The sequence below is a fragment of the Kitasatospora sp. NPDC090091 genome, from assembly GCF_044747365.1.
Lineage (GTDB): Bacteria > Actinomycetota > Actinomycetes > Streptomycetales > Streptomycetaceae > Kitasatospora.
Genome location: NZ_JBIVDY010000010.1, coordinates 24,835 through 51,487, shown reverse-complemented (window position 1 = coordinate 51,487; position 26,653 = coordinate 24,835). Strand labels below are relative to the sequence as shown.

General features: G+C 74.5%; 25 protein-coding genes. 17 read left to right on the top strand and 8 right to left on the bottom strand.

Annotation, left to right across the window (positions count from 1 at the left end; genetic code table 11):
- Window positions 1-80 precede the first annotated feature (80 nt).
- A complete protein-coding gene (locus tag ACIPSC_RS18815) occupies window positions 81-464 on the top strand; it encodes a hypothetical protein (RefSeq protein WP_400826905.1) in 384 nt (127 codons plus the stop codon).
- A gap of 98 nt (window positions 465-562) precedes the next feature.
- Here the strand turns inward: ACIPSC_RS18815 and ACIPSC_RS18810 are convergent, their stop codons facing one another.
- Window positions 563-1,021, bottom strand: coding sequence for an Lrp/AsnC family transcriptional regulator (locus ACIPSC_RS18810; protein ID WP_400826904.1), 459 nt, complete (start codon window positions 1,019-1,021; stop codon window positions 563-565).
- 63 nt (window positions 1,022-1,084) lie between these two features.
- Here ACIPSC_RS18810 and ACIPSC_RS18805 point away from each other — a divergent pair, with 63 nt between their 5' ends.
- Window positions 1,085-1,885 carry an AzlC family ABC transporter permease gene (locus tag ACIPSC_RS18805; RefSeq protein WP_400826902.1) on the top strand — a complete coding sequence of 267 codons (801 nt, stop codon included), beginning with the start codon at window positions 1,085-1,087 and terminating at the stop codon, window positions 1,883-1,885.
- A complete protein-coding gene (locus ACIPSC_RS18800) occupies window positions 1,878-2,213 on the top strand; it encodes a branched-chain amino acid transporter permease (RefSeq protein ID WP_400826901.1) in 336 nt (111 codons plus the stop codon). Before ACIPSC_RS18805 ends, ACIPSC_RS18800 begins: the two co-directional genes overlap by 8 nt.
- A gap of 51 nt (window positions 2,214-2,264) precedes the next feature.
- Here the strand turns inward: ACIPSC_RS18800 and ACIPSC_RS18795 are convergent, their stop codons facing one another.
- Together ACIPSC_RS18795 and ACIPSC_RS18790 are read right to left on the bottom strand one after the other, a co-directional pair.
- Window positions 2,265-2,762 (bottom strand): cupin domain-containing protein, encoded by a 498-nt coding sequence (locus tag ACIPSC_RS18795; protein ID WP_400826899.1) that lies wholly within the window; start codon window positions 2,760-2,762, stop codon window positions 2,265-2,267.
- A 389-nt stretch (window positions 2,763-3,151) separates the two neighbouring features.
- On the bottom strand, window positions 3,152-4,264 hold the full coding sequence (locus ACIPSC_RS18790) for an FAD-dependent monooxygenase (protein ID WP_400826898.1): 1,113 nt from the start codon (window positions 4,262-4,264) through the stop codon (window positions 3,152-3,154).
- Window positions 4,265-4,585: 321 nt separating this feature from the next.
- Here ACIPSC_RS18790 and ACIPSC_RS18785 point away from each other — a divergent pair, with 321 nt between their 5' ends.
- Window positions 4,586-5,428, top strand: a complete 843-nt coding sequence (locus ACIPSC_RS18785) for a DUF3152 domain-containing protein (RefSeq protein ID WP_400826897.1) — start codon at window positions 4,586-4,588, stop codon at window positions 5,426-5,428.
- Window positions 5,429-5,590: 162 nt separating this feature from the next.
- The gene (locus ACIPSC_RS18780; protein WP_400826896.1) at window positions 5,591-6,586 is read left to right on the top strand and encodes a TetR/AcrR family transcriptional regulator C-terminal domain-containing protein; all 996 of its coding nucleotides are present in this window, start codon (window positions 5,591-5,593) and stop codon (window positions 6,584-6,586) included.
- Window positions 6,587-6,601: 15 nt separating this feature from the next.
- Here the strand turns inward: ACIPSC_RS18780 and ACIPSC_RS18775 are convergent, their stop codons facing one another.
- The gene (locus ACIPSC_RS18775; RefSeq protein ID WP_400826895.1) at window positions 6,602-7,567 is read right to left on the bottom strand and encodes a GlxA family transcriptional regulator; all 966 of its coding nucleotides are present in this window, start codon (window positions 7,565-7,567) and stop codon (window positions 6,602-6,604) included.
- 104 nt (window positions 7,568-7,671) lie between these two features.
- On the opposite strand from ACIPSC_RS18775, the gene ACIPSC_RS18770 reads away from it, so the two are divergent.
- Complete coding sequence (locus ACIPSC_RS18770; protein WP_400826894.1) at window positions 7,672-8,295, top strand: cysteine hydrolase family protein; 624 nt, start codon at window positions 7,672-7,674, stop codon at window positions 8,293-8,295.
- 66 nt (window positions 8,296-8,361) lie between these two features.
- On the opposite strand, the gene ACIPSC_RS18765 is transcribed toward ACIPSC_RS18770, so the two are convergent.
- A complete protein-coding gene (locus tag ACIPSC_RS18765) occupies window positions 8,362-9,126 on the bottom strand; it encodes an SDR family oxidoreductase (protein WP_400826893.1) in 765 nt (254 codons plus the stop codon).
- Window positions 9,127-9,243: 117 nt separating this feature from the next.
- On the opposite strand from ACIPSC_RS18765, the gene sigJ reads away from it, so the two are divergent.
- Complete coding sequence (gene sigJ / locus ACIPSC_RS18760) at window positions 9,244-10,155, top strand: RNA polymerase sigma factor SigJ (protein ID WP_400826892.1); 912 nt, start codon at window positions 9,244-9,246, stop codon at window positions 10,153-10,155.
- A gap of 73 nt (window positions 10,156-10,228) precedes the next feature.
- Here sigJ and ACIPSC_RS18755 read toward each other — a convergent pair whose 3' ends face one another.
- From ACIPSC_RS18755 to ACIPSC_RS18745, 3 genes are all read right to left on the bottom strand, one after another.
- Window positions 10,229-11,698 carry a hypothetical protein gene (locus ACIPSC_RS18755; protein ID WP_400826891.1) on the bottom strand — a complete coding sequence of 490 codons (1,470 nt, stop codon included), beginning with the start codon at window positions 11,696-11,698 and terminating at the stop codon, window positions 10,229-10,231.
- Window positions 11,699-11,855: 157 nt separating this feature from the next.
- The gene (locus ACIPSC_RS18750; protein WP_400826890.1) at window positions 11,856-12,374 is read right to left on the bottom strand and encodes a DinB family protein; all 519 of its coding nucleotides are present in this window, start codon (window positions 12,372-12,374) and stop codon (window positions 11,856-11,858) included.
- 34 nt (window positions 12,375-12,408) lie between these two features.
- Entirely contained in the window at window positions 12,409-12,984 is a 576-nt protein-coding gene (locus ACIPSC_RS18745; RefSeq protein ID WP_400826889.1) for a nucleosidase, read from the bottom strand.
- Between the two features lie 550 nt (window positions 12,985-13,534).
- Between ACIPSC_RS18745 and ACIPSC_RS18740 the strand changes: the two genes are divergently transcribed.
- The 10 genes from ACIPSC_RS18740 (at window position 13,535) to ACIPSC_RS18695 (ending at window position 26,633) form a co-directional block, all read left to right on the top strand.
- Window positions 13,535-14,839: a hypothetical protein gene (locus tag ACIPSC_RS18740; RefSeq protein ID WP_400826888.1), complete on the top strand. Its 1,305-nt coding sequence runs from the start codon at window positions 13,535-13,537 to the stop codon at window positions 14,837-14,839.
- A 14-nt stretch (window positions 14,840-14,853) separates the two neighbouring features.
- Entirely contained in the window at window positions 14,854-15,810 is a 957-nt protein-coding gene (locus tag ACIPSC_RS18735) for a glutamate ABC transporter substrate-binding protein (RefSeq protein WP_400826887.1), read from the top strand.
- A 135-nt stretch (window positions 15,811-15,945) separates the two neighbouring features.
- Window positions 15,946-17,304, top strand: a complete 1,359-nt coding sequence (locus tag ACIPSC_RS18730) for a hypothetical protein (RefSeq protein WP_400826886.1) — start codon at window positions 15,946-15,948, stop codon at window positions 17,302-17,304.
- Window positions 17,305-17,309: 5 nt separating this feature from the next.
- Window positions 17,310-19,847: a tetratricopeptide repeat protein gene (locus ACIPSC_RS18725; RefSeq protein ID WP_400826885.1), complete on the top strand. Its 2,538-nt coding sequence runs from the start codon at window positions 17,310-17,312 to the stop codon at window positions 19,845-19,847.
- Between the two features lie 3 nt (window positions 19,848-19,850).
- Window positions 19,851-21,155, top strand: coding sequence for a protein phosphatase 2C domain-containing protein (locus tag ACIPSC_RS18720; protein ID WP_400826884.1), 1,305 nt, complete (start codon window positions 19,851-19,853; stop codon window positions 21,153-21,155).
- Window positions 21,156-21,212: 57 nt separating this feature from the next.
- Window positions 21,213-22,568 carry a VWA domain-containing protein gene (locus ACIPSC_RS18715; protein ID WP_400826882.1) on the top strand — a complete coding sequence of 452 codons (1,356 nt, stop codon included), beginning with the start codon at window positions 21,213-21,215 and terminating at the stop codon, window positions 22,566-22,568.
- 72 nt (window positions 22,569-22,640) lie between these two features.
- The gene (locus ACIPSC_RS18710; RefSeq protein ID WP_400826881.1) at window positions 22,641-23,876 is read left to right on the top strand and encodes an FHA domain-containing protein; all 1,236 of its coding nucleotides are present in this window, start codon (window positions 22,641-22,643) and stop codon (window positions 23,874-23,876) included.
- 178 nt (window positions 23,877-24,054) lie between these two features.
- Window positions 24,055-24,972, top strand: coding sequence for an ABC transporter ATP-binding protein (locus ACIPSC_RS18705; RefSeq protein WP_400826879.1), 918 nt, complete (start codon window positions 24,055-24,057; stop codon window positions 24,970-24,972).
- Window positions 24,969-26,132 (top strand): ABC transporter permease, encoded by a 1,164-nt coding sequence (locus tag ACIPSC_RS18700; protein WP_400826878.1) that lies wholly within the window; start codon window positions 24,969-24,971, stop codon window positions 26,130-26,132. The genes ACIPSC_RS18705 and ACIPSC_RS18700 overlap by 4 nt, the downstream gene beginning before the upstream one ends.
- A gap of 96 nt (window positions 26,133-26,228) precedes the next feature.
- Window positions 26,229-26,633, top strand: a complete 405-nt coding sequence (locus tag ACIPSC_RS18695; protein WP_238863881.1) for a globin — start codon at window positions 26,229-26,231, stop codon at window positions 26,631-26,633.
- Window positions 26,634-26,653 lie beyond the last annotated feature (20 nt).

Genomic DNA, 26,653 nt, shown 5'->3' with positions numbered 1-26,653 from the left:
CAACCCACCATCCGTCCACGACCGATGCCCCATTCGGCACGGGTCCGTATCGGCGGACTCGCCGATACGAATGGGGACACATGATGCTGCGGAGCAAGCGCGCTCTGGGGGCGGGCCTGTTGGCGGCGGCGCTGGCCGTCGGAACGGGCTGGGCCGTGCAGGCCAACGCGGACGGCCTGACCACCGACAATTCGCCGGCCCGTGACGCGGCCGCCGTCCAGGCCGTGGACGGCTACCAGCTGGTCACCCTGCCCAATGCCAACGTGCCGAACTTCCAGCGCCGAACCGTCTACTGCCCGGCCGGTAAGAAGGCCCTCGGCGGCGGCGCCGAGGCGCAGGGCAACGACGCCATCCTGGTGGGCAGCTTCCCGACGCCCGACGGCAGCGGCTGGGTCGCCCTCGGTCGCCAGAACGCCTACAGCAGCGTGGGCATCAGTGTGTACGTGATCTGCGCCAACGCCTGACCCCCACCCCGCACACACCCCCACACCCCCCACGGGACGAGCGGGATGGCGGCGCTGCCCGCCGCCACCCCGCCGTCCACCGGGACTCCGGCCCCGCCTCAGCCGTCGCTCTTGATGATCTTCATGGTCAGGTGCGAGTCGACGCGGGTGACGGCCGGCAGCCCCATCAGCCGGGTCGTGAGGAAGCTCTCGTAGGCGGCGTGGTCGGTGACCGCGACGCTGACGAAGTAGTCCGGCCGGCCGAAGAGCCGCCGGAACTCGACGACCTCCTCGTAGGAGGCCACCGTCGACTCGAACTCCTCCACCGTCTGCAGGTCGTTGACGCCGATCTCGACCGCGACCACCACCTCGAAGCCGCGGCCCGCGGCCGCCGGGTCGATCCGGGCCCGGTAGCCCGCGATGATCCCGGCCTCCTCCAGCCGCTTGACCCGGCGGAGACAGGGCGGCGGGGTGAGCCCGACCCGCTTGGCCAGCTCGACGTTGGTCAGGCGACCGTCGCGGCGCAGATGAAACAATATTTCACGATCGATGGCATCCAGCACTTCTCTGTTGCTCATTCTGCGACTCCAGGGCAATGATTGGAAACCATATTACCTGCAATTCTCCCTAGAATTGCCGATATGGCTTCCGCATCCGCCGGGACGCTCACGCGCCTCGATTCCCCGCCCACGCCGCCTCCACCCGCTCCGACTCCCACTCCCACCCGCGCCCCGCGGGCCGACCTGGTGGCGGCGCTGCGGGACTCCAGCTCGGTGGGGCTGGGCCTGTTCCCGCTCGGCATCGCCTTCGGCGTGCTCGTCGTCCACGCGGGCCTGGACTGGTGGTGGGCCACCGCATTCACGGCCCTGGTCTATGCCGGGTCGCTGGAATTCCTGCTCGTGGGGCTGGTCGTCGCCGTCACCCCGCTCGCGCAGATCGCGCTCACCGCATTCCTGGTGAACTTCCGCCACGTCTTCTACGCCCTGTCGTTCCCCCTGCACCGCGTGCAGGGGCGCCTCGGCAAGGCGTACAGCACCTTCGGCATGACGGACGAGGCCTACGCGCTGACCACGGGCGCGGGCGCCCGCTCCTGGAACGGCCGGCGGATCATCTGGCTCCAGGTGCTGTGCCAGGTCTACTGGGTGGCCGGCGGCACGGCCGGCGCGCTGTTCGGGGCGCTGGTGCCCGCCCGCCTGGTCGGCCTGGACTTCGCGCTCACCGCGCTGTTCGTCGTCCTGACCGTCGACGCCTACCGGGCCCGGCGGGACATCGCCACCCCGGCGCTGGCCCTGGTCTGCGCGCTGGCCGCGCGCTTCGTCCTGCCGGGTCAGATGCTGCTCGCCGCCACCGGCCTGTTCACCGCCGGGCTGCTGGTCCGGTACGCCCGCGCGAAGCACCGCACGCCGGACGCCCCGACCGCGAAGGAGCCGGCCCGTGCCTGACACGCCCTACCTGCTCGCCGCCATCGGCGTCTCGACCGCCGTCACCTGGGGCCTGCGCGCCCTGCCGTTCGCCGCCCTCGCCCCGCTGCGCGCCAGTGCCGTCCTGCACTTCCTGAGCGTGCGCATGCCGGTCGGAGTGATGGTGATCCTCACCGTCTACTCGCTGCGCGAGCTGCCCCTCGCCAGTCCGTTCCGGGCCGCGCCCACGCTCCTCGCCCTGGCGGCCACCCTCGGCCTGCACCTGTGGCGGCGCAACGCGGTGCTGAGCATCCTGGGCGGGACCGCCGTGCACGTGGCCCTCGCGAGCACGCTCTTCGCCCACGCGTGACTGCTCCCGCGGGGCCGGCGCCGGCCCCGGCGAACCGGGGCCCGTCCGCCACTACTTCGCGGCGGCTTCGAGGGTGGCGCGCCAGAGCGGGCTGTCGACGTAGTGGTTGTCGTACAGCTCGGAGGAGTCCTTGATCTCCTGCGGGCTCGCCTCGCCGCGCATCACCCGGCCGAGCAGGCGCAGGTAGTCGAAGCGGGGCATGCCGGGGGTGAAGGTGAAGAGCACATCGGCGGTCGAGCCGGGGGCGGCGGCGAAGGCGTGCGGGGTGTGCGGCGGGACGACCAGGAAGTCGCCCTCGTTGAGGACGGTCACCTCCTCGTCGACGAGCACCTGGAGCGAGCCGCCGATGACGAAGAACAGCTCCGAGGCCCGGGTGTGGAAATGGGCCGGCGCGCCGACGGCGCCCTCGGCGAAGGTGGAACGGTAGCTGGTGATCGGGCTGCCGTCGGTGCCGCAGTCGGCCAGCAGGGTCATCACGCTGCTCGGGTCGCTGGTGGTCTCGGCGGTGGCGGCGCGGGTCAGAACGGGCTTGGCAGCGGTGGCGCTCACAGTGAATCTCCCCTGGTCAGTGGCCACTTCGGTGTTCCTCCGTGGCCTTGTGATCACTACTCTACGAGCCTGAAAGACCACTTCTGTGGTTCATTCTGATGCCAGAATCATGGGTCAATTCGTGGGTGTCACCGGCCCCTGCGACAGGGCGGCCGGATCGGTGCATCCCGCTCCTGCGCGCATCGACTTCCCCCCAACGTGGGGTTTGGCTCAACCGATCGGTGTGCGGGTGCCGATGCCCCATCCGACGCAAGTCCCGGCCGGGGCGGCGGAGCTGAGGGCCGCCGCCCCGAAAACCGGCTCGACCGGGCCTAGTTCACCGGCCGGACCCGTCCCCCGATCGAGTCCGACCACTCCCGCCGACCCCCTCCACGGCCGGCGCCCCGCGCTCAACGGTCCAGGCTGATCGCGTTCTTGGCCTTCTCCACCGACTCCTCCGAGGCCGGGCCGCCGGGGTTCTCGGTGGCCAGCGCCTGGTTGAGGGCGACGAAGGGGCGCATCCGCTCCTCGTAGCGTTCGAACGCGGCACGGTGGCCCTCGCCGGCGGCCGCGGCCCGGCCGAGCTCGTCGGCGAGCAGGTGGGCGCCGACCAGGGCGAGGCTGGTGCCCTGCCCGGAGAGCGGGGAGGCGCAGTAGCCGGCGTCGCCGACCAGGACGGCCCGGCCGGCCGACCAGCGGTCCATGCGGACCTGGGCCATCTCGTCGGCGTAGAAGTCGGGGGCGCGGTGCAGCGCCTCCAGCAGCCGGGGCGTCTCCCAGCGCAGCGCCGCCATCCGCTCGGCGACCCGGGCCCTGGCCTCGTCGGCGTCCCGGACGGCCGGCTCCTCGCTCGCCCAGCCGAAGGTGACCCGCAACTCGCTGTTGCCGCGCACCGGGTAGATGCCGTAACCGGCGTCGCCGTCGCGCTGCCAGACCTGCCAGTCCTCCAGGCCGAGGAAGTTGTCGGCGCCGAAGATGGCGACGTGCATCCCGAGGTGGTTCAGGTACTGCTCCTCGGGGCCGAAGGCCAGCCGGCGGACGCGGGAGTGCAGGCCGTCCGCGCCGACCACCAGGTCGAAGGTGCGGGGCTGTGCGTGCCGGAAGGTGACGTGGACGCCGTGCTCGTCCTCCCGCAGCCCGGTGACGGCGTCGCCCCAGACGAACTCGGCTTCGTCCGCGACGCGTTCGGCCAGTATCGCGACCAGGTCCTCGCGCAGCAGCTCGACGTCCTCGCTGTCGAGCCGGCCGCTGCTGAAGGTCTCCTCGGTGGAGCGGTGCACCTCGGTGCCGTCGCCGTCGAGCACGGACATGCCGCGCATCCGGGTGCGCACTGCGCGGACCTGCTCGGTCAGGCCCATCCGGCCGATCACGTCGAGGGCGACGCCGCGGATGTCGACCGCCTGGCCGCCGCGGCGCGGGCCGGGGGCGAGCTCCACCACGGTCGGGGCGAAGCCCTGGCGGCGCAGCAGGTGGGCGAGCGCGGTGCCGGCGATGCCGCCGCCGGAGATGAGCACGGTCTTCACGGGGACTCCCTGGTTCACGTCGGGCTGGTTCACGTCGGGGCGGATTGCCGACTTCTGCCTGTACGCCGTAAGCGCTGAACTGAATGTACGACGTAAATTCAGCACGCGCAAGCAGTTCATCAGGGCATACAGGGCCAACCTGTACTAGTACACAAGGCGCAGCATTCCGCGCGTTCCGGCCGGTGCCGCCGCCCGGAAGGGAGCGTTCATGGTCGATTCGGTACGAAAAGGAGTGAACCTCCGACGCTTCCTGAGCGTGGTTCAGATGGATCCCGATCGTCCGCCGAGGCCGATCGCCGACGTCCAGGAGTTGCCATCGCCATGTCCGTCCACGACACCAGCCACCGACAGGGGCCGGCCCAGCACCGGGAAGCAGACCGGGAAGAGGCCCGCCGAGGAGAGACCCCGCCGGAGAAGCCGAACCGGGGCCGGGCGTTGAAGGGCGCGCTCGCGCTGCTGCTGGTCGCCGCCGTGGCGGCCGGCCTGCTCTGGTGGCACCCGTGGAGCGAGAAGAAGGCCCCCGGCCCGAAGCCGCTGCAGTTCACCACCGCCACCGGCGGCTCCGCCCAGTTCGGCACCGGGGCGCACCTCTACCGCTACAAGGTGCGGGTGGAGGACGGGCTCGCCGAACGGCCCGAGCAGTTCGCCGCCGAGGTGGACGCCGTCCTCGGGAACGTCAAGCTCGGCTGGGCCGCGGGCGGTGAGGTGTCCTTCCAGCGCGTGGCCGCCGACCCGGTGGACTTCACCGTCTACCTGGCCACCCCGAAGTCCACCGACCGGATATGCGGCCAGTACGGGCTGGACACCGGCGGCTGGGTGAACTGCGGCGCCGGCCACCAGGTGGTCATCAACGTCAAGCGCTGGACCGAGCTGTCCGAGTTCTACGTCGGCCGCCCCGAGCTCTACCACGCCCTCGCCGTCAACCACGAGGTCGGCCACATCCTCGGCAACGGGCACGTCGACTGCCCCGGTCCGGGCGCCCCGGCACCGGTGATGCAGCAGCAGATCAAGGGCCTGAACGGCTGCGTCCCCAACGGCTGGCCGTACTCCGACACCGGCGCCCTGCTCACCGGCCCGCCCACCCCGGACGCGATCCCCGGCCAGGGCGCCACACCCGCCCAGAGCGGCACGCCCGGCCGCGCCTCCGGGGCGGCCATGCCGTAGGCCGGGCCGTGGAGCCGGCCGTCCCCGGGGCCGCCGGCCGCCGCGGCGCGAGCGGCTGCGGGGCGAATCCGCGCTGGTAGGGTCTGAGCCAGTACAGGCCGGTCCGGTACGGACCAGTACAGAGCGGCCGGCGACACAGCGACCCTCCGAGGAGTCGGCACCATGGCACCGGAGACGGAGCCGCCCTTCCAGCGCATCGCCGCCGAGCTCCGCCGGCGCATCGCCGCCGGGGAGCTCGCGCCCGGCGAGCGGGTGCCCTCCACCCGGCGGATCGCCCAGGACTGGGGCGTCGCACTGGCCACCGCCACCAAGGCGCTCACCGTGCTGCGCCTGGAGGGCCTGGTGGAGGCCCTGCCCCGGGTCGGCACCGTGGTGGCGGCACCCGCCGGGCCGCCGGCCGGCACCCCGGCGGCGCCCGGCACCCCGGCGGACACCGCGCCCGGACAGCCCCACCGCTCCCCCGCCGCCGAGGGCGAGTTGAACCGCGAGCGGATCCTCCGGGCCGCTCTGGAGCTGGCCGACGCCGAGGGCCTGGCCGCTCTCTCGATGCGCGCCGTCGCGGCCCGGCTCGGCGTCTCCGCGATGTCCCCGTACCGGTACGTCACCAGCAAGGACGAGCTCGTCCTGCTCACCGCCGACCTGGCCTTCGGCGAGGCGGCCTACCCCGCCGAACCGCCCGCGGGCTGGCGGGCCCGGCTGGAGCTGGGCGCGCGAACCCTGTGGTCGCTGTTCCGCCGGCACCCCTGGCTGGCGCAGCTCAGCCCGGTCACCCGGCCGCTGGTGCTGCCCAACCTGATGGCGCACGCGGAGTGGGCGCTCGCCGCGCTGGAGGGCCACGGCCTGGACGCCACGACCGTGCTGGACACCCATGTGCTGCTCTACAGCTACATCGAGGGGATCGCCGTCAACCTGGAGCGCGAGGCCCAGGCGCAGGCCACCACCGGCCTCACCGAGCAGGAGTGGATGGACAGCCGGACCCCGGCCCTCGGCGCGCTCATCGCCTCGGGCCGCTTCCCCGCGTACACCCGGCTGGTGGCCGAACTCCCGGACGGCTACGACCTGGACCTGGACGCACTGTTCGAGTTCGGCCTGGCCAACCTGCTGGACGGCCTGACCGCCCGCATCGAGCGGGCCGCCGCCGGGCACGACCGGGCCTGATCCACCGGACCGGCGCTACCCCGCCTCCCGGCCCCGGAAGGTACGGCGGTACTCCCGCGGGGCGACGCCGACCCGCGAGGTGAACGCCGGGCGCAGCGAGACCGCCGAGCCGAACCCGCAGCGGACGGCGACCGCGTCCACCGGCAGGTCGGTCTCCTCCAGCAGCCGCTGGGCGAGCAGCACGCGCTGCTCCAGCAGCCAGCGCAGCGGCGTCGTCCCGGTGGCCTCGACGAACCGGCGGGCGAAGGAGCGCTCCGACATCAGTGCCAGCCCGGCCATCCGGGCGACCGTCCACGGGGTGTCCAGTGCGGCCAGGACGTCGGCGCGGGCCCGGGCCAGGGCGTCGTCGCCGCGGCCGGCGCCCTCGGGGACGGGCGAGGGGATGAACTGGGCCTGCCCGCCCGCGCGGAAGGGCGCGGTGACCATGGCCCGGGCGATGGTGGCGGCGGCCTGCTGCCCGTGGGCGGCCCGGACGAGGTGCAGGCAGAGGTCGATGCCGGCCGCCACCCCGGCGGAGGTCCAGAGGCCGCCCTCGCCGGTGAAGAGCACCTCCGGGTGCACGTCCACCGCCGGGAACCGGCGGGCGAGTTCGGCGCTGAGCGCCCAGTGCGTGGTGGCCCGGCGGCCGTCCAGCAGGCCGGCCTCGGCGAGCACGAAGGCGCCCGCGCAGAGCGAGGCGACGGTCACCCCCTGCTCGTGGGCGGCCCGCAGCGCCGCCAGTACGGCCGGGTCGCACGGCTCCTGGACGCTCTCCAGGCCCGGGACGACGACCAGGTCGCACCGGGTGAGCTCGTCCAGTCCGAAGTCGGGCACCCGTTCCAGCCCGCCGCCCAGCCGCACCCGGGCCCCGGCGGGCCCGCACACCCGCAGGTCGAACGGCGGCAGGCCGGGGCGGGTGGACCGGTTCGACCAGACCTCGTTGATCACCGCATAGTCGAACGCCCGCACCCCGTCGAAGATCAGGCAAGCCACCGTACGCATGGCAGCAAACCTACGCCGTGGGCCCGCCGCGGTGGCAGGATTCGATCGATGGGTGGCAGCAGCGCCCCTCACGGCCCGCGCCCCGGCCGCAGCACGATGGACGCATGACGAACACCAGCGCATTCGACGCCCCGCTCACCATCGACTCCGACGCCGTTCTGGTCGTCATCGACGTCCAGAAGGGCTTCGAGGACTACGCGTTCTGGGGCGAGCGGGACAACCCCGAGGCGGAGCAGCGGATCGGCGAGCTGATCGACGTGTGGGAGGCCACCGGCCGTCCGATCGTCACCGTGCAGCACGCCTCGGCGGGCGGGCCGCTCGTGCCGGGCACCCCCGGCTACGAGCTGAAGGACTTCGTCGCCTCGGCCAAGTCCGACCTGCACATCACCAAGCAGGTGAACAGCGCCTTCTACGGCACGCCGGACCTGCACGAGTGGCTGCAGCAGCGGGGCGCCCGGCAGGTGGTCATCACCGGGATCATCACCAACGTGTGCAACGAGACCACGGCGCGGATGGCCGGCAACCTCGGCTACGACGCGATCTTCCCGGCCGATGCGATGCACGCCTTCGACATGACCGGCCCCGATGGCGTCACCGTGCCCGCCGCCGAACTCGCCCGCGCCACCAGCACGGTGCTGCACGCGATGCGGTTCGCCAAGGTGGTCGGCACCGGGGCCGTGGTCGCCGCGGCCGGCGCCGCCCGGCCCGCGGCGGCCGGCGCCCGGTAGGCCCGGCTCCCGGTGGGCGCGGCACCCGGTGGGCCGACGCGGTCCCGCCCTCACGTCGTCCCGGCGTCAGCCCACCCGCTCGGCCAGGAAGTCCTCCCAGGTGCGCCGACCGGTCTGCGCGCCGATCAGGGTCAGGTTGTCGCCGGCCCGGTAGGCGCGGCCGACCTTGCCCGGGACGCGGACCGGCAGCATCGGCCGGCGCCGGCCGCTCGCCCGGAGGTAGCCGCGGACCATCTCGGCCATCGGGTAGACGGTCGGGCCGGCGAGGTCGGGCACCGGGCCGGCCGGCTCGTCCAGGGCCAGCTCGACCAGCCGGGCCGCCACCTCGCGCGAGTCGACCGGCTGCCAGCGGATCCCGCCCGGCGCCGGGACCACCGGCAGCTTCGCCATCCCGGTGGCCACCTTGAGCGCCAGGTCGTGGAACTGGGCCGCGCGCAGCGTGGTGTACGGCAGGCCGGAGTCGGCGACGGCCTGCTCCGCACCCAGCTTGGAGCGGAAGTAGCCGAGCGGGAGCCGGTCCGCCCCGATCACCGAGATGTAAACCAGGTGCTCCACCCCGGCCCGGCGAGCGGCGCGCACCAGGTTCCGGGTGGCGACGTCGTCGCCCTTGGCGCCGCCCGCGAGGTGCAGCACCGTCCCCACGCCGGCCACCGCCGCGTCGATCCCCTCGTCCCCCAGCAGGTCGCCGGTCACGTAGGTGACGCCGTCGGCGGCCGGGCGTGCGGTGCGGGTGAGCACCCGGACATCGCGGCCGGCCGCGCGCAGCAATGGGAGGACGTGGCCGCCGAGGGTACCGGTGCCGCCGGTCACGAGGAGCGGGGAGTTCACCATGATCGTCTCCGATTCGTCCGGCCGGGAGTGGATCTCCGGCCTCGGCCGTTAGGTGTCGTGGTCCTGCAGTACGTGGTTCTGCAGATGTGACCCGCGGCGACGGAGGAATGTGACACGGTGATCGGGAATTCATTGCCGGCCGGCGGACCGGCCGACGTACGGACCGGGCTCTTCGAGGAGCACCGCCCGCATCTGCGCGCCGTGGCGTACCGGATGCTGGGCTCGCTCAGCGAGGCCGAGGACGCCGTCCAGGAGGCCTGGCTGCGCTACGACCGGACGGACACCTCCGAGGTGGAGAACCTCGGCGGGTGGCTCACCACGGTGGTCGGGCGGGTCTGCCTGAACCTGCTGCGCTCCCGTGCGCAGCGGCGCGAGGAGTCGCTGGAGTCGCGGATGCCCGATCCGGTGCTCGGGCGCGAGGGCGTGGTGGACCCGGAGCAGGAGGTGCTGCTCGCGGACTCGGTCGGGCTGGCGCTGATGGTGGTGCTGGAGTCGCTTTCGCCGGCCGAGCGGGTGGCGTTCGTGCTGCACGACATGTTCCAGGTGCCGTTCGAGGAGATCGCCCCGCTGATCGAGAAGACCTCGGCCGCCACCCGGCAGCTGGCCAGCCGGGCCCGCCGCAAGGTCCAGGGGCAGGCGCCGGCGCCCGACCGGGACCTCGCCCGGCAGCGGGTGGCCGTGGACGCGTTCTTCGCCGCCACCCGGACCGGGGACCTGGAGGCGCTGCTCTCGGTGCTCGATCCCGAGGTCGTGCTGCGCGCCGACGGCGACGTCGGCCGGATCCGGCAGACCGTGGTGCTCTCCGGAGCCCGGACGGTGGCGAGCCAGGCGGTCCTGTACCGCTCGCTGGCCCCGTACGTCCGCCCGGCGCTGATCAACGGCGCGGCCGGCGTCGTGGTGATCGGCGCCAACGGCAAGCTGGTGTCGATCATGGCGTTCACCGTGGTCGACGGCGCGATCGTGGCCATCGACGTGCTGACCGACCCCGAGCAGCTGCGCGCCCTCGACGTGACGGCGTTCGAGGACTGAGCCGGCGCACGCACGACCGCCCCCGCACGGGCTTCCGTGCGGGGGCGGTCGCGTCAGCGGTGCCGGGCCGGGATCAGCCCTTCTTCGACAGGAAGTCGTACGCACCCGCGGCCACGTCGTCCAGGTACGGGCCGGCCTGGAACTTCGGGTCGCCGGTGTGCTTGCCGACCGAGACGTTGCTGACCAGGGCGGGCTTGCCGTCCTTCACCGCCAGCCAGCCGCCGCCGCTGGAACCGGCGGTCATGGTGCAGCCGATCGCCAGCATCGGCGGGCGGCTCGGGTCGAACGACAGCCGGGTCGGCTTGCCGCTCTCGCAGTGGTTGAGCTCCATGCCGTCGTACGGCGGGGCCGCCGGGAAGCCGAACTCGGAGATGCTGAGCTGGTCGCGCGGGGCGTTGAACCAGACCGGCAGCGCGCCGCCGACCGTCTCCTCCAGCGACTTGCCGTTGTCCGCGGGCTTCACCCGGATGATCGCGAAGTCGTAGTGGGTGGCCGCGTCACCGGTCTTGCCGCCCTCGGCCTTCCACTGCGGGGAGGTGACGGCCTGCGTCCCGGGCCAGATGCCGTACGGCGCGTACTGGGACTCGTCGGCCTGCTTGCCGCCGCTCAGGGCGGCGCTGCTGTTGAAGGCCGGGATGAAGGTGATGTTGCTGTAGAACGAGCCGCCCTTGCCCTGGTGGACGCAGTGGCCGGCGGTCCACACCAGGTTGCTCTTGCCGGGGTGGGCCGGGTCGGCCACCACGGTCGCCGAGCACTGGTTGTGGTTGAGGCCGCCCGCGGCGTTCGCACCGGCGCCCGGCTCGTCCGCGAACAGCTTCCCGTGCACGGCGAACTTGGTGTACGGGTGCTGGACCGGCTGGGCGTTGACGGTCTTCGGCAGCGGGTCGTTGCCGTTGTCGCCCGGCTGGGCGGGCTGCGCCGGCGGCTGGCCCGGCTGCGAGGGCTGCGCGGCGGGCGGCTGCGCAGGCTGGGCGGGCGGCTGCGCCGGGGCCTGGCCCGGCTGCGACGGCTGGGCGGCCGGCGGCTGGGCGGGCTGGGCCGGCGGCTGCGACTTGGGCGGCGCGGGGGCCTGCGAGGCGGGCTGCTGGGTGGTGGACGGCTTCGGCGCGGCCGGGGTGGTCGGCTGGCCGGCCGGCGGCTTGGCGCCCGGCGCGGTGGTGGCGGGCGCCGGGGCCGACGGCTTGCCGGGCTGCGACGGCTGCGCGGGCTGGGCGGGCGGCTGGCCCGGCTGCGACGGCTGGGCGGGCGCGGCCGGCGGCGCGATCGGCTCGTCGGGCTTGGCCTGGAGCAGCTTCTCCAGCGTCCAGAAGCCCTTGGCGGCGGCCGGGAGGGCGTAGTCCTTCGCCCACTTCTCCCAGTCCTCGAACTTCCACTTCTTCAGGTCGTCGAGGTTGGCCGGCAGTCCGAGGTTGGGCGCGGCCGCCGCGGCGGCCGCGGCGTCGGCGGAGCCCTCGTTGTCCGGCCCGCAGGCCGAGGTGCCGAGCAGGGTGAGGGCGAGGACCGAGGCCCCGAGGACGGTCCGGGCGGAGCGGGTGGCGCGCACGGCGGAACGGCCCGTGTTTCTGGCTGACGATGACATGAACTTCTGATCCCCCTGTTGGAAAACGCGCGGCGCGGCCGTCGAGGCGGCACCGCGGTGCGCGGGGGAGTATTCCACTGTCCGTCAGCGCGCCGGCCACCCGCCCCCGGGTGGCGCGGCGTCAGCGCCCGATCGCGCCGTCCAGCTGCTCGCGGATGATGTCGGCGTGGCCGGCGTGCCGGCCGGTCTCCTCGATCATGTGGACCAGCAGCCAACGCATCGAGGGGGCCTCGGCGTTGGGGCGCAGCGAGCGGACCCCTGGGCGGTCGAGATCGCCGGCGGCCGCGGCGGCGACCTCGTTGGCGCGGGCGATCGCCGCCCGGTAGGCGGCGACCGACTCCGCGACGGTCTCGCCGCCGGGCGAGGGGGCGTCGTCGTCCCACGGCTCGACGTCGTCGCCGCGGTAGGCCCAGAGGAACCAGTTGAGTTCGACCGCGGTGAGGTGGCGGACCAGCCAGAGCAGGCTGGTGCCGGAGGCGACGCCGGGGCGCCGGGCGTCCTCGTCGGAGAGGTCCGCGGTCTTGCCGATGACGGCCTCGCGGAGGTAGTCGAGGAAGGTCAGCAGGGTGGTCGGCTCGTCGGCGTTGAGGCCGGGCGGGCGGACGTCGGAGCGCTTGCGCGCGGCGGTGTTCTCGGTCACGCCCGCCACCCTAGCCAGGAGCCCTGACGGACCGTCACCACCCCTGGCCGTGCAGCCAGTCCGCGAGGTGGCGGGCACAGTCGTCGACCGACTCGCGCCAGGTGTGTGCGGCGCCGTCGCCGGCCTCGTCGCTGACGTGCTTGACCAGCCGGACCGGCACTCCGGCCCGGTGGGCGACGGAGGCGACGGCGTAGCCCTCCATGTCGACCAGGTCGGCGTGCTCGGCCAGCCGCTCGCGGGCAGCGGCGGAGGAGACGAAGAGGTCGCCGGTGGCCAGGATCGGGCCCTCGCCCTTGCCGACGACCAGCGGGGCGCCGTAGACGCGGCCGGTGAGCTCCTCCAGGGCCGGGCTGTCCAGGTCGTGCTGGATGACCTGGGTGACGGTGTGGGTGCCCTCCCAACCGGGCCGCAGGGCGCCGGCGGTGCCGAGGTTGAGCACCTCGGAGGGGTGCTCGCCCCGGGCCAGCACGGTGGCGAGTGCGGCGGCCGCGTTGACCTTGCCGATGCCGGTGAGCAGCACCGGGAGCTTGTCCCCGAGGTAGGCGGCCTCCTCCCGGACGGCGACGACGACGAGCGGGCGGTCGGCGGAGATCGTTCCCATCAGGCGCATACCGCCATGGTACGGAGCGGGCGCCCGGTCGGCGGCGGCATCGCGGCAACACCGGCGACACCGGCAGCACGGCGTGCGGCGGCGCGCGGCCACGGACGGCGGCGCGCGGCGGTTCCCCGCAGCACCGCCCACTCGGACCGGACACAAGCGGACCCCCACCCTCCGACTGTGTGGGGAACCACATAGGGTGCATCCGGCGTCGACCCGATCGCCACCTGCCCCACACCGGGGCGGCGGGCCCTGGAAGTGCTCGACCACAGTGCTCGACCGCATGCCCGGAACGGCTCCCGGCGGCGCCCGCGGAAACGCGTTTCGCCCCCGGCCCCGGACGGGCTCGAAGATGCTCAAGATCGGCGCAAGTCGGGTGTGGCCGCGGGGAGTGACGGCCATACTGCTGGCAACGGCCGGGCCCCGTCGCCACGGGGCGGGCCACAGGGGAGGGTGAGGCGGGGTGGCGACACCAGTACGTACGGAGGGGGCGGGCGCGCCGGCACGGCCGGACGACCCGGTCGCGGTGGGGCGCACCGCTGCGGCGGGGCGCCCACGTCCGGTGGCCTGGCTGAACCGGGCCACCCGGACGGCGCCGGGCCGGCTGCGGCTGGCCGGGGCGCTGCTGGCGGTGGTCACCGTCGCGTTCGGCGCGCTCACGGCCTGGCAGGTCGACGCCCGGGCGCGGGCGGCCGAGCGGGTCGTCTCGTACAGCCAGCCGCTGAGCCAGGCGGCCGCCGACATCCACCGCTCGCTGGCCGACGCGGACACCACGGCGGCCACCGGCTTCCTGCTGGCCGGCACCGAGCCGAAGGCCGTCCGGGAGCGCTACGAGCAGGACCTCGCGACGGCGTCCCGGCTGATCGCCGAGGCGGCGGCACGGACCACCGCCTCCTCCCCCGCCCAGGGCTGGCTCGCCACGCTCAACCAGCAAGTCCCGGTCTACGCCGGCCTGGTGGAGACGGCGCGGGCCAACAACCGGGTGGGCTACCCGCTCGGCGGCGCCTACCTGCGGTACGCCTCCGACCAGATGCGCACCGTGCTGCTGCCGGCCGCCGCGCAGCTGAGCACCGCCGAGAACCAGGAGCTGGCGGACGACTACGCCGCGGCCCGGTCGGTGCCGTGGGCGGCGTACGGGCTGGGCGTGCTGGCACTGGCCGTGCTGGTCTGGGTGCAGGTGGTGCTGTTCCGGCGCACCAACCGGGTGTTCAACGTCGGGCTGGTGGCCGCGACCGCCGCCGTGCTGTCCGCCGTCCTCTGGCTGACCGTGGCCGGCACCACCGCCGACTCCGCGCTGCAGCGCAGCGAGCAGCGCGGCGCTGCCCCGCTGCGGGCGCTCAACGCGGCCCGGGTGGACGTGCTGACCGCCCGGCTGGCGGAGAACCTGCACCTGGTCGCGCGCGGCTCCAGCACCAAGTACGCCGACCTCTGGTCGAAGACCGGCGAGCACCTGTCCGGCACGGGCTCCCGGGGCGAGCCGACCGGCACCCTGTGGGAGGCCCAGCTGCTGGCCCCGGCCGACGCCCAAGCCGCCGTCGCCGCTGCGGGTGAGCAGTACCGGTACTGGCGCGACCAGCACGCCGCAGCGACCAAGCTGGAGACCGTCGACGGGGACTACCAAGCGGCGCTGAACGCCACGGTGGCCGCCAGGCCGGAGGACGCGGCGAAGACGGCCGACGCCTCGTTCAACGCCGCCGACCGGAAGCTGGCGGAGGCGGCCGGGGCCGAGCTCCAGGAGTTCCGGCAGGCGGCCGAGGGAACGGACGGGGACCTGCGCACCGCCGCCGTGGCGGTCGCGGTGCTGGCCCTGGTGGCGGCCGCCGCGGCGGTCCGCGGCCTCGGCCGGCGGCTGGCCGAGTACCGGTAGAGGGGGGAACGGACATGATGCACGGAAAGAGCGGCAGGAGCGGACGGGCCCGGTCGGTGGCGGCGGTGGCGCTGCTGGCCTCCTGTGCGGCGGTGCTCGGCGCCGGCAGCCCGCAGGGCGCGGTGCTGCCCGGGGCGCAGCAGGCGACACAGGCGCCGCAGCGGGGGCAGCAGGAGCAGGCCGGCGACTGCGACGTCTACCGGAGCGTCCCGCCGAGCAGCGAGGACGGCCCGGCGGTGAAGGCCGTCAAGGCCAAGCGCAGCCTGGTCATCGGCATCGACCTGAACAGCTACCGCTGGGGCTCCCGCAACCCGGACACCGGCCAGATCGAGGGCTTCGACATCGACCTCGCCCGGGCGATCGGGACCGCGATCATGGGCGACCCGGACAAGGTGACGCTCAAGGCGGTGCCCACCGCCGAGCGGATCAAGTTCATCCAGGAGGGCCGGGTCGACCTGATCGTCCGCACCATGACGATCACCTGCGACCGGCTGGAGCAGGTGGCCTTCTCCCGTCCGTACTTCAACACCAGCCAGCGGGTGGTGGTGCCCAAGTCCTCCCCGGCGCGCAACCTCGACGAGGCGCTGAACGGCGCGACCGTCTGCGCCGCGGCCGGCTCCTCGGCCCAGGACGAGCTGAAGAACCGTCCGGTCAAGCAGGTCGTCTCCCCGGAGAACAACCTGGACTGCCTGGTGCTGATGCAGCTCGGCAAGGTCGACGCCACCATGACCGACGACGCCCTGGCGGCCAGCCAGGCGGCCCAGGACCAGAGCGTCCGGGTGGTGGACGGCGAGGTCCGCCCGGGCGTGATGGGCATCGCGATGCTCAAGACCAGCACCGACCTGACCGCCCGGGTCAACCAGGTGCTCGCCGACTACTACGGAAGCGGCGCCTGGCGCGGCACGTACGACCGCTGGCTCAAGCCGTACCTGCTGAACGACGCCGACCACTACTGGCCGGTGCAGCACTGAGCGGCGGGCCGCCGGGGCGCCCGGCAGCGCTTCGACGGCCCCTTGACGACCGGCCCGGACCGGGCCCGGAGGCCGCAGGCTAGGGTCGGGAACCGGTCCGGGACGGACCACCAGGACGACGAAGGAGAGACGGCGTTGGCGGCTTCTGCTGGCCCGGTGCTGAGCCGGGAGGAGGTGGACCGCGCGCTCGCGCGCCTCGGCGCGGAGCGCGACGCGGTCGAGGCGGCGCTGCTCTCGCTCCAGGACCACGCGGGGCTGCGGCTGCTCGACGGCGCCGAGCTGACCGGGCGCACCCAGGAGCGCTGGGCCGTCGCCGGACAGGGCCTGCCGCTGCTCTGGGCGCTGTTCGACCGGTACTCGGAGGCGCTGGCCTCGGCCCGCGCGGTGCGGGCCCGTAAAGCCCGGCCGGGCGCGGCCGAACTCGCCGAGCTGAGCGAGCTGCTGACCGGCGATGCGGTCACCGTGCCCGGCGGCGCCGTGCCGGACGGCCCGCAGCTGCTCGGCGCGCCCGCCAAGCTGGTCGAGCGGGTCAGCCTGGACGACCTGATGGTCCGGATGAACTCCTGGTACGCCACCGTGCTGGAGGTGGTCTGCGCCGCGGACGCGGTCTGGTCGGCGCTGCCGGCCCGGATCGACCTGCTGCTGGCCGAGCTGCGCCGGGTGCAGACGCTGGCCGGCTCGCTCGGCGTGCACCCCGGCAGCCACCCGCTCGGCGACGACCTGGCCGGGCTGGGGGCCGATCTGACCGGGCTGCGGACCGAGGTCCGCGGGGACCCGCTGGCGCTCTGGCGGCCGGCCCGGGTGCCCGCGCAGCGGGGCACCGTCCCGGACGGCACCGCGCTGGCCACGCCCTCCGGCGTGGTCGACACCGAGCGGTTCGACCGGGCCGGCCGGGCGCTGGACGGCGTCCGGCTGGAGCTGGAGGACCTGCTGCGGCTGCGCGACGACGCCGAGGAGCGGCTGCAGGGCGTCGGCGACCTGCTCCAGCGGGCGGACGCCACGCTGGCCGAGGCGCGCCGGGCGCGCGGCGAGGTGCTGGCGAAGATAGCCGCCACCGAGGTGCCCGCGGTGCCGGGCCCGGCCTCGGCGCTGCGCGAACGGATCGTGCTGGCGCTGGAGTTGCGCCAGGGCGGCCAGTGGCACCGGCTGGCGCCGCTGCTGGACGCGCTGGAGGACGCGGCCGCCAAGGAGCTGACCCGGGCCCGGCAGTCGCTGACCGAGGTGACCCAGCCGCTGGCCGTCCGGGCCGAGCTGCGCGGGCGGCTGGACGCGTACAAGGCGATGGCGGCCCGGCTGCGGGTGGCCGAGGACCCGGAAGTGGTCGAGCGGTACGAGAAGGCGCGCTGGCTGCTCTGGAGCGCACCCTGCGACCTGCGGGCGGCCGCGGCGGCGGTGTCCCGCTTCCAGCAGTCGCTGCGGCCGGCGCAGGTCGAGCGGCCCGGCGGCGGCGCGCCGGTCGACGGACAGGCACAGGAACACGGACTGGGGGGCTGAGGTTCATGGGCGAGGCGTGCGAGCGGCCGGAGTGCACCGGCGGCGGGACGGTCGACGCGGACGGCTACTGCGACGAGTGCGGGCTCGCACCGGCGGGCACGGGCACCACGGGTACCACGGGCACGAGCGCGGGCGACGACACCGGCCCGAGCGCGGGCACGGGCACCGGCGCGGCACCGGCTCCCGGCTCCCCCTGCCCGCGCGAGTGCTCCGGCACCATCGACCCGGACGGCTACTGCGACGAGTGCGGCCTCGCCGCCCCCGGCACCGACACCGGGCTCACCCAGCCCCACGTGCCCTCCGCCCGGGTCGCCCGCGACTCGGCCCGCTCCACCCGCACCGGCTCGGCCCGCTCGATGTCCGGCCGCTCCCGCGACCACCGCTCGACCCGCACCGACGGCAGCCGCTCGGTGTCGGTGGTCAGCTCCCGCCGCAGCACCAGCGCCGGCACCCGCAACCGGCTCGGCGCCGGCCTGGTGACCGTCCCGACCGTCCCGAGCGCCGACCCGCTGCAGGCGGTGATGGCCGACCCCCAGGTGCCGGAGCGCAAGCGGTTCTGCTCCAAGTGCGACTCCCCGGTGGGCCGGACCAAGGGCGAGCGGAAGGGCCGTCCGGACGGCTTCTGCACCAAGTGCGGCACGCCGTACTCGTTCACGCCCAAGCTGCGCCGGGGGGACCTGGTCGGCGGGCAGTACGAGGTGGTGGGCTGCCTGGCGCACGGCGGGCTCGGCTGGATCTACCTGGCGGTGGACCGGCGGGTCAACGACAAGTGGGTGGTGCTGAAGGGCCTGCTGGACACCGGCGACGAGGACGCGCTCGCCGCGGCCGTCGCGGAGCGGCGGTTCCTGGCCGAGGTGGACCACCCCAACATCGTCCGCATCATCAACTTCGCGGAGCACCCGGACCTGCGCACCGGCGCCACCGACGGCTACATCGTGATGGAGTACGTCGGCGGCAAGTCGCTCAAGGACATCGCCAACGCGCGCCGCACCCCGGACGACCGGCGCGAGCCGCTGCCGGTGGAGCAGGCGATCGCGTACGCGCTGGAGGCCCTGCCGGCGCTCGGCTACCTGCACGGCCGCGGCCTGGTCTACTGCGACTTCAAGATCGACAACGTGATCCAGAGCGGCGACAGCCTCAAGATCATCGACATGGGCGCCGTCCGCCGCTTCGACGACGAGGGCCCGATCTACGGCACCATCGGCTACCAGGCCCCGGAGATCGCCACCGACGGCCCCTCCCCCGCCTCCGACCTCTACACCGTGGCCCGCACCCTGGCGGTGCTCAGCTTCGACTTCCAGGGCTACAGCACCACCTACCGCGACTCGCTGCCCGGCCCGGAGACCGTCCCCGCCTTCGCCGCGTACGAGTCGTACTACCGCCTGCTGGTCCGCGCCACCGACCGCGACCCGGCCCGCCGGTTCGCCTCCGCCGAGGAGATGGCCGACCAGCTCACCGGCGTGCTCCGGGAGGTGCTGGCGCTCCAGGACGGCCGGCCGCGCCCGGCGCTGTCCACCCTGTTCGGCCCCGAGCTGCGGGTGGTGGACACCGAACTGGTGCAGCCGCCCCGCACCCCCGGCGAGCTGCGGGTGACCGCGCTGGACCCGGCCGCCGCCGCGCTGGCGTTGCCCGTCCCGCGGGTCGACCCGGCCGACCCGAACGCCGGCTTCCTGGCCACCCTGCTCGCCACCGACCCGGAGGAGGCGCTCGCCGCCCTGGCCGGCGCGCCCGCCGACTCCGTCGAGCGCCGGCTGCGCGAGCTGCGCGCCCACCTCGAACTCGGCGGTGGCGCCCCGGCCGAGGAGGCGCTGACCGCCCTGCAGAAGGACCACCCGGACGACTGGCGGGTGGTCTGGTACCGCGGGCTCGCCGCGCTGGTCGCGGCCGCCGGCGAGACCGCCGACGAGGACGGGCTCCGCGCCGCCGCCGAGGCCTTCGACGCCGTCTACGACGCCTTCCCCGGCGAGTGCGCCCCCAAGCTGGCCCTCGGCATCTGCGCCGAACTTCTCGGCGACGGCGCGGACGCGGCCGAGTTCTACCGGCTGGTGTGGACCACCGACCAGGCCTACCTGAGCGCCGCCTTCGGGCTGGCCCGGGTCCGCCTCGCCGACGGCGACCGGGCGGGCGCGGTCGCCGTCCTGGAGTCGGTGCCGGCCACCTCCAGCCAGTACACCGCCGCCCGGATCGCCGCCGTCCGGGCCCGGCTGCGCGAGCGGCCGTCCACCGACCCGCTCGGCCCCGACCTCGGCGCCGGCTCCGACCAGTTGACGGCGCTCCGGCTGGACGACCGCCGCCGCGAGGAGCTCTCGGTCGAGGTGCTCGGCGCCGCACTCGGCTGGGTCGCCGCGGGCTCGCCCGGCGAGACCGGCCTCGGCCGGGCCACCGGCGAGGTCAAGGTGCTGGGACGACCTGCGGTGGAGCGGGAACTGCGGTTCGCGCTGGAGCAGTCATACCGGATACTCGCCCGGTTGGCCGACCGGGCCGAGACCAGGATCGAGATGGTGGAGCGGGCCAACCGCGTCCGCCCCAGGACGTGGGTGTAGCCGATGCCGCAGCAGACCGTGTGCCAGAGCTGTTCCGAGCCGCTGGACCCGGAGGACGTCTATTGCGGCTCCTGCGGCCACGGCCGGGACGCCCGACCCGCCGCCGGCGCGATGCCGGCGAGCTGGTCGGCCGCCCCCGGCGGGGCCGACCACCCGCCGACGCTCGCCGTGCCCGCCCAGAGCGGGCCCGCCTGCGCGCACTGCGGCGTGCCGCAGGTCACCGCCGACGGCTACTGCGAGGCCTGCGGCCGCGCCCAGCCGCGCCCGCGCGACCACATGGAGAAGGCCCTCGCGGGCGTCGCCGGGGTCAGCGACCGGGGCGTGCGCCACCACCGCAACGAGGACTCCTTCACCGTCGCGGCCAGCTCGCTGCCCGGCGGCGAGCCGGTCGTGGTGGCCGTGGTCTGCGACGGCGTCTCCTCCTCCGACCGGCCCGACGAGGCCTCCGAGACCGCGGTCGACGCCGCCTCCGAGTCGCTGCTCACCGCGCTGGAGGCCGGCCGCGACCCCAACGCCGCGATGCGGCAGGCGATCGCCGACGCGGCCGCCGCCGTGGCCCGCCTCGCCGCCGACGGTGCCTCGCCCCGCCGGCCCGACATCAACGCGCCCGCCTGCACCTACGTCAGCGCGGTCGCCGCCGGCGGCCGGGTCACCATCGGCTGGGTCGGCGACACCCGGGCGTACTGGATCCCGGACGACCGGGTCTCGGCCGAGCCGTTCCGGCTCACCCAGGACGACTCCTGGGCGGCCCGGATGGTCGAGGCCGGCCTGATGGGCGAGGCCGAGGCGTACGCCGACCCCCGCGCCCACGCCATCACCGGCTGGCTCGGCGCCGACGCCGAGGAGGTCGTCCCGCACACGCTGGACTTCACCCCGCACGTCCCCGGGGTGCTGCTGATCTGCACCGACGGCCTCTGGAACTACGCCGAGGCCGCCACCGACCTCGCGTACTACGTCCGCCCGGACGCCCGGACCGAACCGCTCGCGGCTGCCCAGAGCCTGGTGAAGTTCGCGGTCGCCGCCGGCGGGCACGACAACATCACCGTCGCCGTCCTGCCGATCGACCCGCCGGTCGGGCTCGCCGGCGCGGAGCGCCCGGCCGCCGGCGAGGCCGCCCGGACCGCCACCGCCGTGGACCTGCCGGTCGTCCGGCCCGGCGGGGGCCCGACCGGGGCCGCCGAGGAGGAGGACCACGACCCGACGCTGCCGGACCTGCCGGTGATCGGCTCGCCCGCCGCCCCGCTGCCGCCGGTCCCGCCCGGCCCGCCGGCCGCGCCGCCGCGCCCGCCGCACCCCCCGGTGGGCTGACGCCCGCCGCCACCGACCGCTCGCACCATCCGACCACCCGACGGGAGCCACCGGCCCATGGCCACACTCGCGAAGCCGAACCTGCCCAGGTTCGACGTCGAGATCTTCCAGAACGAGTTCCTCGCGGACGGCGCCCGCGAGGTGAACGCCATCGTCACCGTCACCGCCACCGGCGGCGGCACCTCCGGCGGCCGGCCGCTCGGGGTCGCCGACGCGAGCCCGTCCGGCGCGGACGCGCAGTCCGCCGCCGTGGTGATCATGGTGGACTGCTCCGGCTCGATGGACTACCCGGCCAGCAAGATGCGCGGCGCCCGGGAGGCCACCGCGGCCGCCGTCGACACCGTCCGCGACGGCGTCGCCTTCGCCGTGGTGGCCGGCACCCACGAGGCCCGGGACGTCTTCCCCGGCGACGGCACCCTCGCGATCGCCTCGCCGGACACCCGGGCCCGGGCCAAGGAGGCGCTGCGCCGCCTGAACGCCGCCGGCGGCACCGCGATGGGCACCTGGCTGGCCAAGGCCGACCAGCTCTTCCTGACCCGCCGTGACATCGCCATCCGGCACGCCATCCTGCTCACTGACGGCAACAACGAGCACGAGGCGACGGCCGACCTGGACCGCACCATCGAACGGGTCACCGGCCACTTCACCGCCGACTGCCGGGGTGTCGGCACCGACTGGCGGGTCGACGAGCTGCGCAAGATCTCCTCCGCGCTGCTCGGCACCGTCGACATCGTCGCCGAGCCCGCCGGCCTGGCCGACGACTTCCGCTCGATGATGGCCGGCGCGATGGGCAAGCAGGTGGCCGACGTCGCGCTGCGGATCTGGACGCCGGCCAACGCGGTGGTCAGGTTCGTCAAGCAGGTCGCCCCTTCGGTGGAGGACCTCACCGGCCGCCGCACCGAGGCGGGGCTCCGGGCGGGCGACTACCCGACCGGCTCCTGGGGGGACGAGAGCCGGGACTACCACGTCTGCGTCGAGGTCCCGGCGGCCGCCGTCGGCAACGAGATGCTCGCCGCCCGGGTCAGCCTGGTGCTGCCGCCGCAGGCCGGCGCCACCGCCGAGGTGCTCTCCCAGGGCCTGGTCAAGGCGGTCTGGACGGACGACCTGGCCTCGTCCACCCGGATCAGCCCGCAGGTCGCCCACTACACCGGGCAGGCCGAGCTGGCCTCGTCCATCCAGGAGGGCCTGGAGGCGCACCGCGCCGGGGACGTCGACCGCGCCACGGCCAAGCTGGGGGCGGCCGTTCGGATCGCCCACGCCACCGGCAACGAGGGCACGTTCAAGCTGCTGCAGAAGGTGGTCGACGTGGTCGACCCCAAGGAGGGTACGGTTCGGTTCCGTAAGAACGTTAGCGAGGCCGACTCGATGACCCTTGAGACCCGGTCGACCAAGACAGTGCGTGTGAAGAAGTGACCGCTGAAGAGCTGACCGGGCCGGGGCCCGGCCGGACACCGCCCCAGCTGGCTGGAATTTAGGGGGGACCTGATGCCGATCTGCCCGAGGGGCCACGAGTCGCAGGCCGAGGACTGGTGCGACTTCTGCGGCTTCCCGATGACGCCGCCGATGACATCGCCGGTGCCACCGCCGCCGCCCGCCAACCCCGGCCCTCCGCCCGCCGGCCACAGCCACGGCCACGGCCACGCCGGTCCGGTCGGCGGGGCGTACCCGCCGCCGCCCCCGCCGCCGGGTGCCATGCCTCCGGGTGCCATGCCGCCGGGTGCCGTGCCGCCGCCGGTGGCCCCGGCGTACCCGGAGCTCACCGAGGGCCTGGTGGTCTGCCCGATCTGCCGCAGCCCGCAGACCGGGCGGTTCTGCGAGGAGTGCGGGTACGACTACGACCTCTCCACGCCCTCGCGCCGCCAGCCCCCGGCCGCCGGCGCCCCGGTGCCCGGGCCCGCCCCGGCTCCGGCCCCGCTGAACATCCCCGCGGCGTACGGCGGCCCGCAGCCGCCGGCCCCGCACCTCCAGCCGCCGGTGCAGCCGCACGCCCAGCCGCAGCCCGTCCAGCCGTCGCCGGGCCAACCGGGCGGTGCGCCCTCCGGCTACGGCTACCCGCCGGCCGCGCCCGCACCCGGCGCCCCGTACCAGGAGCCGGGCTACCGGGAGCCGGGCTACGGCGAGCCGGGGTTCGGCGAGCCGGGCTTCGGTGAGCCGGCCTACCCCGAGCCGCTGCCGCGCGAGGAGTCCGGCCCGGTCTACGCCCAGCCCGGTCCGACCGGGCGCGGCGGCGAGTTCGGCACCTCGTTCAACCTGGCCCCGCCGATGCCCCCGCAGGCGGAGCAGCCGCCGGCCGCTCCGCCGGAGCCGGTCCGGTCCAACTGGATCGCGGTGGTCGCGGCCGACCGCGACTACTTCACCGAGATGATGGCCCGCAGCGGCCCGGAGGCGGCGGGCCTGTTCTTCCCGCCGTACTGCCCCGAGCGGCGCATCCCGCTGACCGGCCGCGGCCAGCTGCGGATCGGGCGGCGCAGCCAGCACCGCGGGACGGTGCCGGAGATCGACCTCTCCGTCCCGCCGGAGGACCCGGGCGCCTCGCACCAGCACGCACTGCTCGCCGAGCAGGCGGACGGCAGCTGGGTGCTGGTCGACCAGGACTCCACCAACGGCACCACGGTGAACGGCGGCGCCGAGCCGGTCACCCCCCACACCGCGATCCCGCTGAACGACGGGGACCGGATCCACATCGGGGCCTGGACCACCATCAGCGTGCACCGCGCCTGAGCCGCCGCTCGGCCGGAGCCGGACGGGGCAGCACGCCCTGTCCGGCTCCGGCCGGAGCAACGCGACGGGACGGCCAGGGGCCCGGCCGGACACGACTCGGGCACACTTTGGGAAAATGATCTTCAAATCGCGCCGGATCGCTGCCCCGACGTGCCCGGCGCCCCTAGTCTCAGGGTCCATGACTGCAGCAATATCCGCCGACGGGATCCGTCAGCGGTACGGGGACGTACAAGCGGTCGACGGCGTGTCACTCACCGTCGAGGCCGGCGAGTTCTACGGGATCCTGGGCCCGAACGGCGCCGGGAAGACCACCACACTGGAGATCCTGGAAGGGATCCGCAAGCCCGACGAAGGGCGCATCGAGCTGCTGGGGCTGGCGCCCTGGCCGCGCAACAAGAAGCTGCTGCCGCGCATCGGCGTGCAGTTCCAGGCCTCGGCCTTCTTCAACAAGCTGACGGCACGTGAGACCATCCGCAGCTTCGGCTCGTTCTACGGCGTCGGCCCCAAGCGGGCGGACGCGATGCTGGAGCGGGTCGGCCTGACCGAGTCGGCCGGGGTGATGACCGACAAGATGTCCGGCGGCCAGGCCCAGCGGCTCTCCATCGCCTGCGCGCTGGTCCACGACCCGGAGCTGGTCTTCCTGGACGAGCCCACCACCGGCCTCGACCCGCAGGCCCGCCGCAACCTCTGGGACCTGCTGCGGACCATCAACGCCGAGGGCCGCACGGTCGTCCTGACCACCCACTACCTGGACGAGGCCGAGGTGCTCTGCGACCGCGTCTCGGTGATGGACCACGGGAAGATCCTGCGCACCGGCGCACCGGCCACCCTGGTCCGCGAGATCGACGACACCGTCCGGATCAGCGTGGAGTCCGGGCTGCTCACCGCCGAGCGGGCCCGCGAGCTGCTGGCCGCGGCCGGCGCCGAGGTCGCCGCGGTGGACGACGACGGCGTCTCGCTCTCCGTCTCCACCCGCCTGCCGGCCCCGGTCCTCTCCGTACTGGCCGAGCAGAACGCCCTGCGTGGCCTGGAGGTCCGCGGCGCCACCCTGGAGGACGTCTTCCTCCAGCTCACCGGACGGGAGTACCGCGCATGACCGCCGACGAACGCACCCGCGGGGCGGCCGTCCCGGCCCAGCGCGGAGCCGCCCGCCCCACCCCGCCCGGCGGACAGCCGGAGCACGAGCGGGTCAGCGCCTTCGCGAGCCTCTCCCGGGTGATGCTGGTCGCCTTCTTCCGCGACAAGGCCGCCGTCTTCTTCGTGCTCCTCTTCCCGCTGATGTTCCTGATGCTGTTCGGCACCCTCCTCAAGGGCGCCAGCAGCCCGCACGCCAAGGTGGCGCAGGTCGGCGCGGTCCAGGTGCTCGACGCGGTGCAGGGCGACGGCCGGGCCGAGCTGGAGAAGGTCCTGACCATCAGCCGCACCGACGACGAGGCCGCCGCCGTCGAGAAGGTCCGCAAGGGCGACCTCGACGCGGTGATCACCCAGGGCCCGGACGGCCGGGTGGTGCTGCGGTTCAGCGCCGCCGACCAGGTCCGCGCCGGCTCCGTCCAGGGCATCGTCAACTCGGTCGTCCAGCAGGCCAACCAGGCCGCCACCGGCAAGCCGCCGGCCTTCTCGCTGGACGTGAGCCGGGTCGAGGACGAGTCGCTGAAGCCGATCCAGTTCCTCACCCCCGGCCTGCTGGGCTGGGCGGTGGCCACCGGTGCGGTGTTCAGCGCCTCGCTGACCCTGGTGTCCTGGCGGAAGAAGATGGTGCTGCGCCGGCTGCGGCTGGCGCCGGTGAGCGCCGGGGCCATCATCTCCTCCCGGGTCGCCGTCTCGGTGATCACGGCGCTGGCCCAGACCGCGATCTTCCTCGTGGTCGCCACCACCCCGTTCTTCGGGCTCAAACTGACCGGCAACTGGTGGCTGATCATCCCGCTGGTGGTCTGCGCGACCGTCGCCTTCATGTCGATCGGCCTGCTCGCCGGGTCGCTCGCCAAGACGGAGGAGGCGGCCAACGGCATCTCGCAGATCATCGTGCTGCCGATGTCCTTCCTCTCCGGCTCGTTCTTCCCGACCGACGACATGCCGGGCTGGCTGAAGGCGATCTCCAACGCACTGCCGCTCAAGCACCTGGTCACCGCCGCGCAGTCGGTGCTGTCCCGGGGCGGCGGCGTGATGGACGCGCTGCCGGCCATGGGCGGGCTGCTGGCCTTCGCCGTCGTCGTCACCGCGATCGCCTGGCGGTTCTTCCGCTGGGAGGACGCGTAGCGGCCGTAACGCTGTGAGTGTGCGGGGTCGTACGCCCGCGGTCCCGGGTCCCGGGTCCCGGTGTACGGCCCCGCCGCCGTCTGCGACCATGGTCGGGTGAACGAGATCCGGCGTGGCACGCTCAGCGAGGAGACCTTCTTCGACCAGGTCGGCGGCGAGCCGACCTTCCGGCGGCTGGTGCACCGGTTCTACCAGGGCGTCGCCGAGGACGAGTTGCTGCGGCCGATGTACCCGGAGGAGGACCTGGGCCCGGCCGAGGAGCGCCTGGCGCTGTTCCTGATGCAGTACTGGGGCGGCCCCCGCACGTACAGCGAGGAGCGCGGGCACCCGCGGCTGCGGATGCGCCACGTGCCGTTCCGGGTGGACCGCGCGGCGCACGACGCCTGGCTGCGGCACATGCGGACGGCGGTGGACGAGCTGGCGCTGCCGGCCGAGGCCGAGCGGCAGCTCTGGGACTACCTGACGTACGCCGCCGCCTCGATGGTCAACACCGAGGGCTGATCCACAGGACAGGCCCGCGG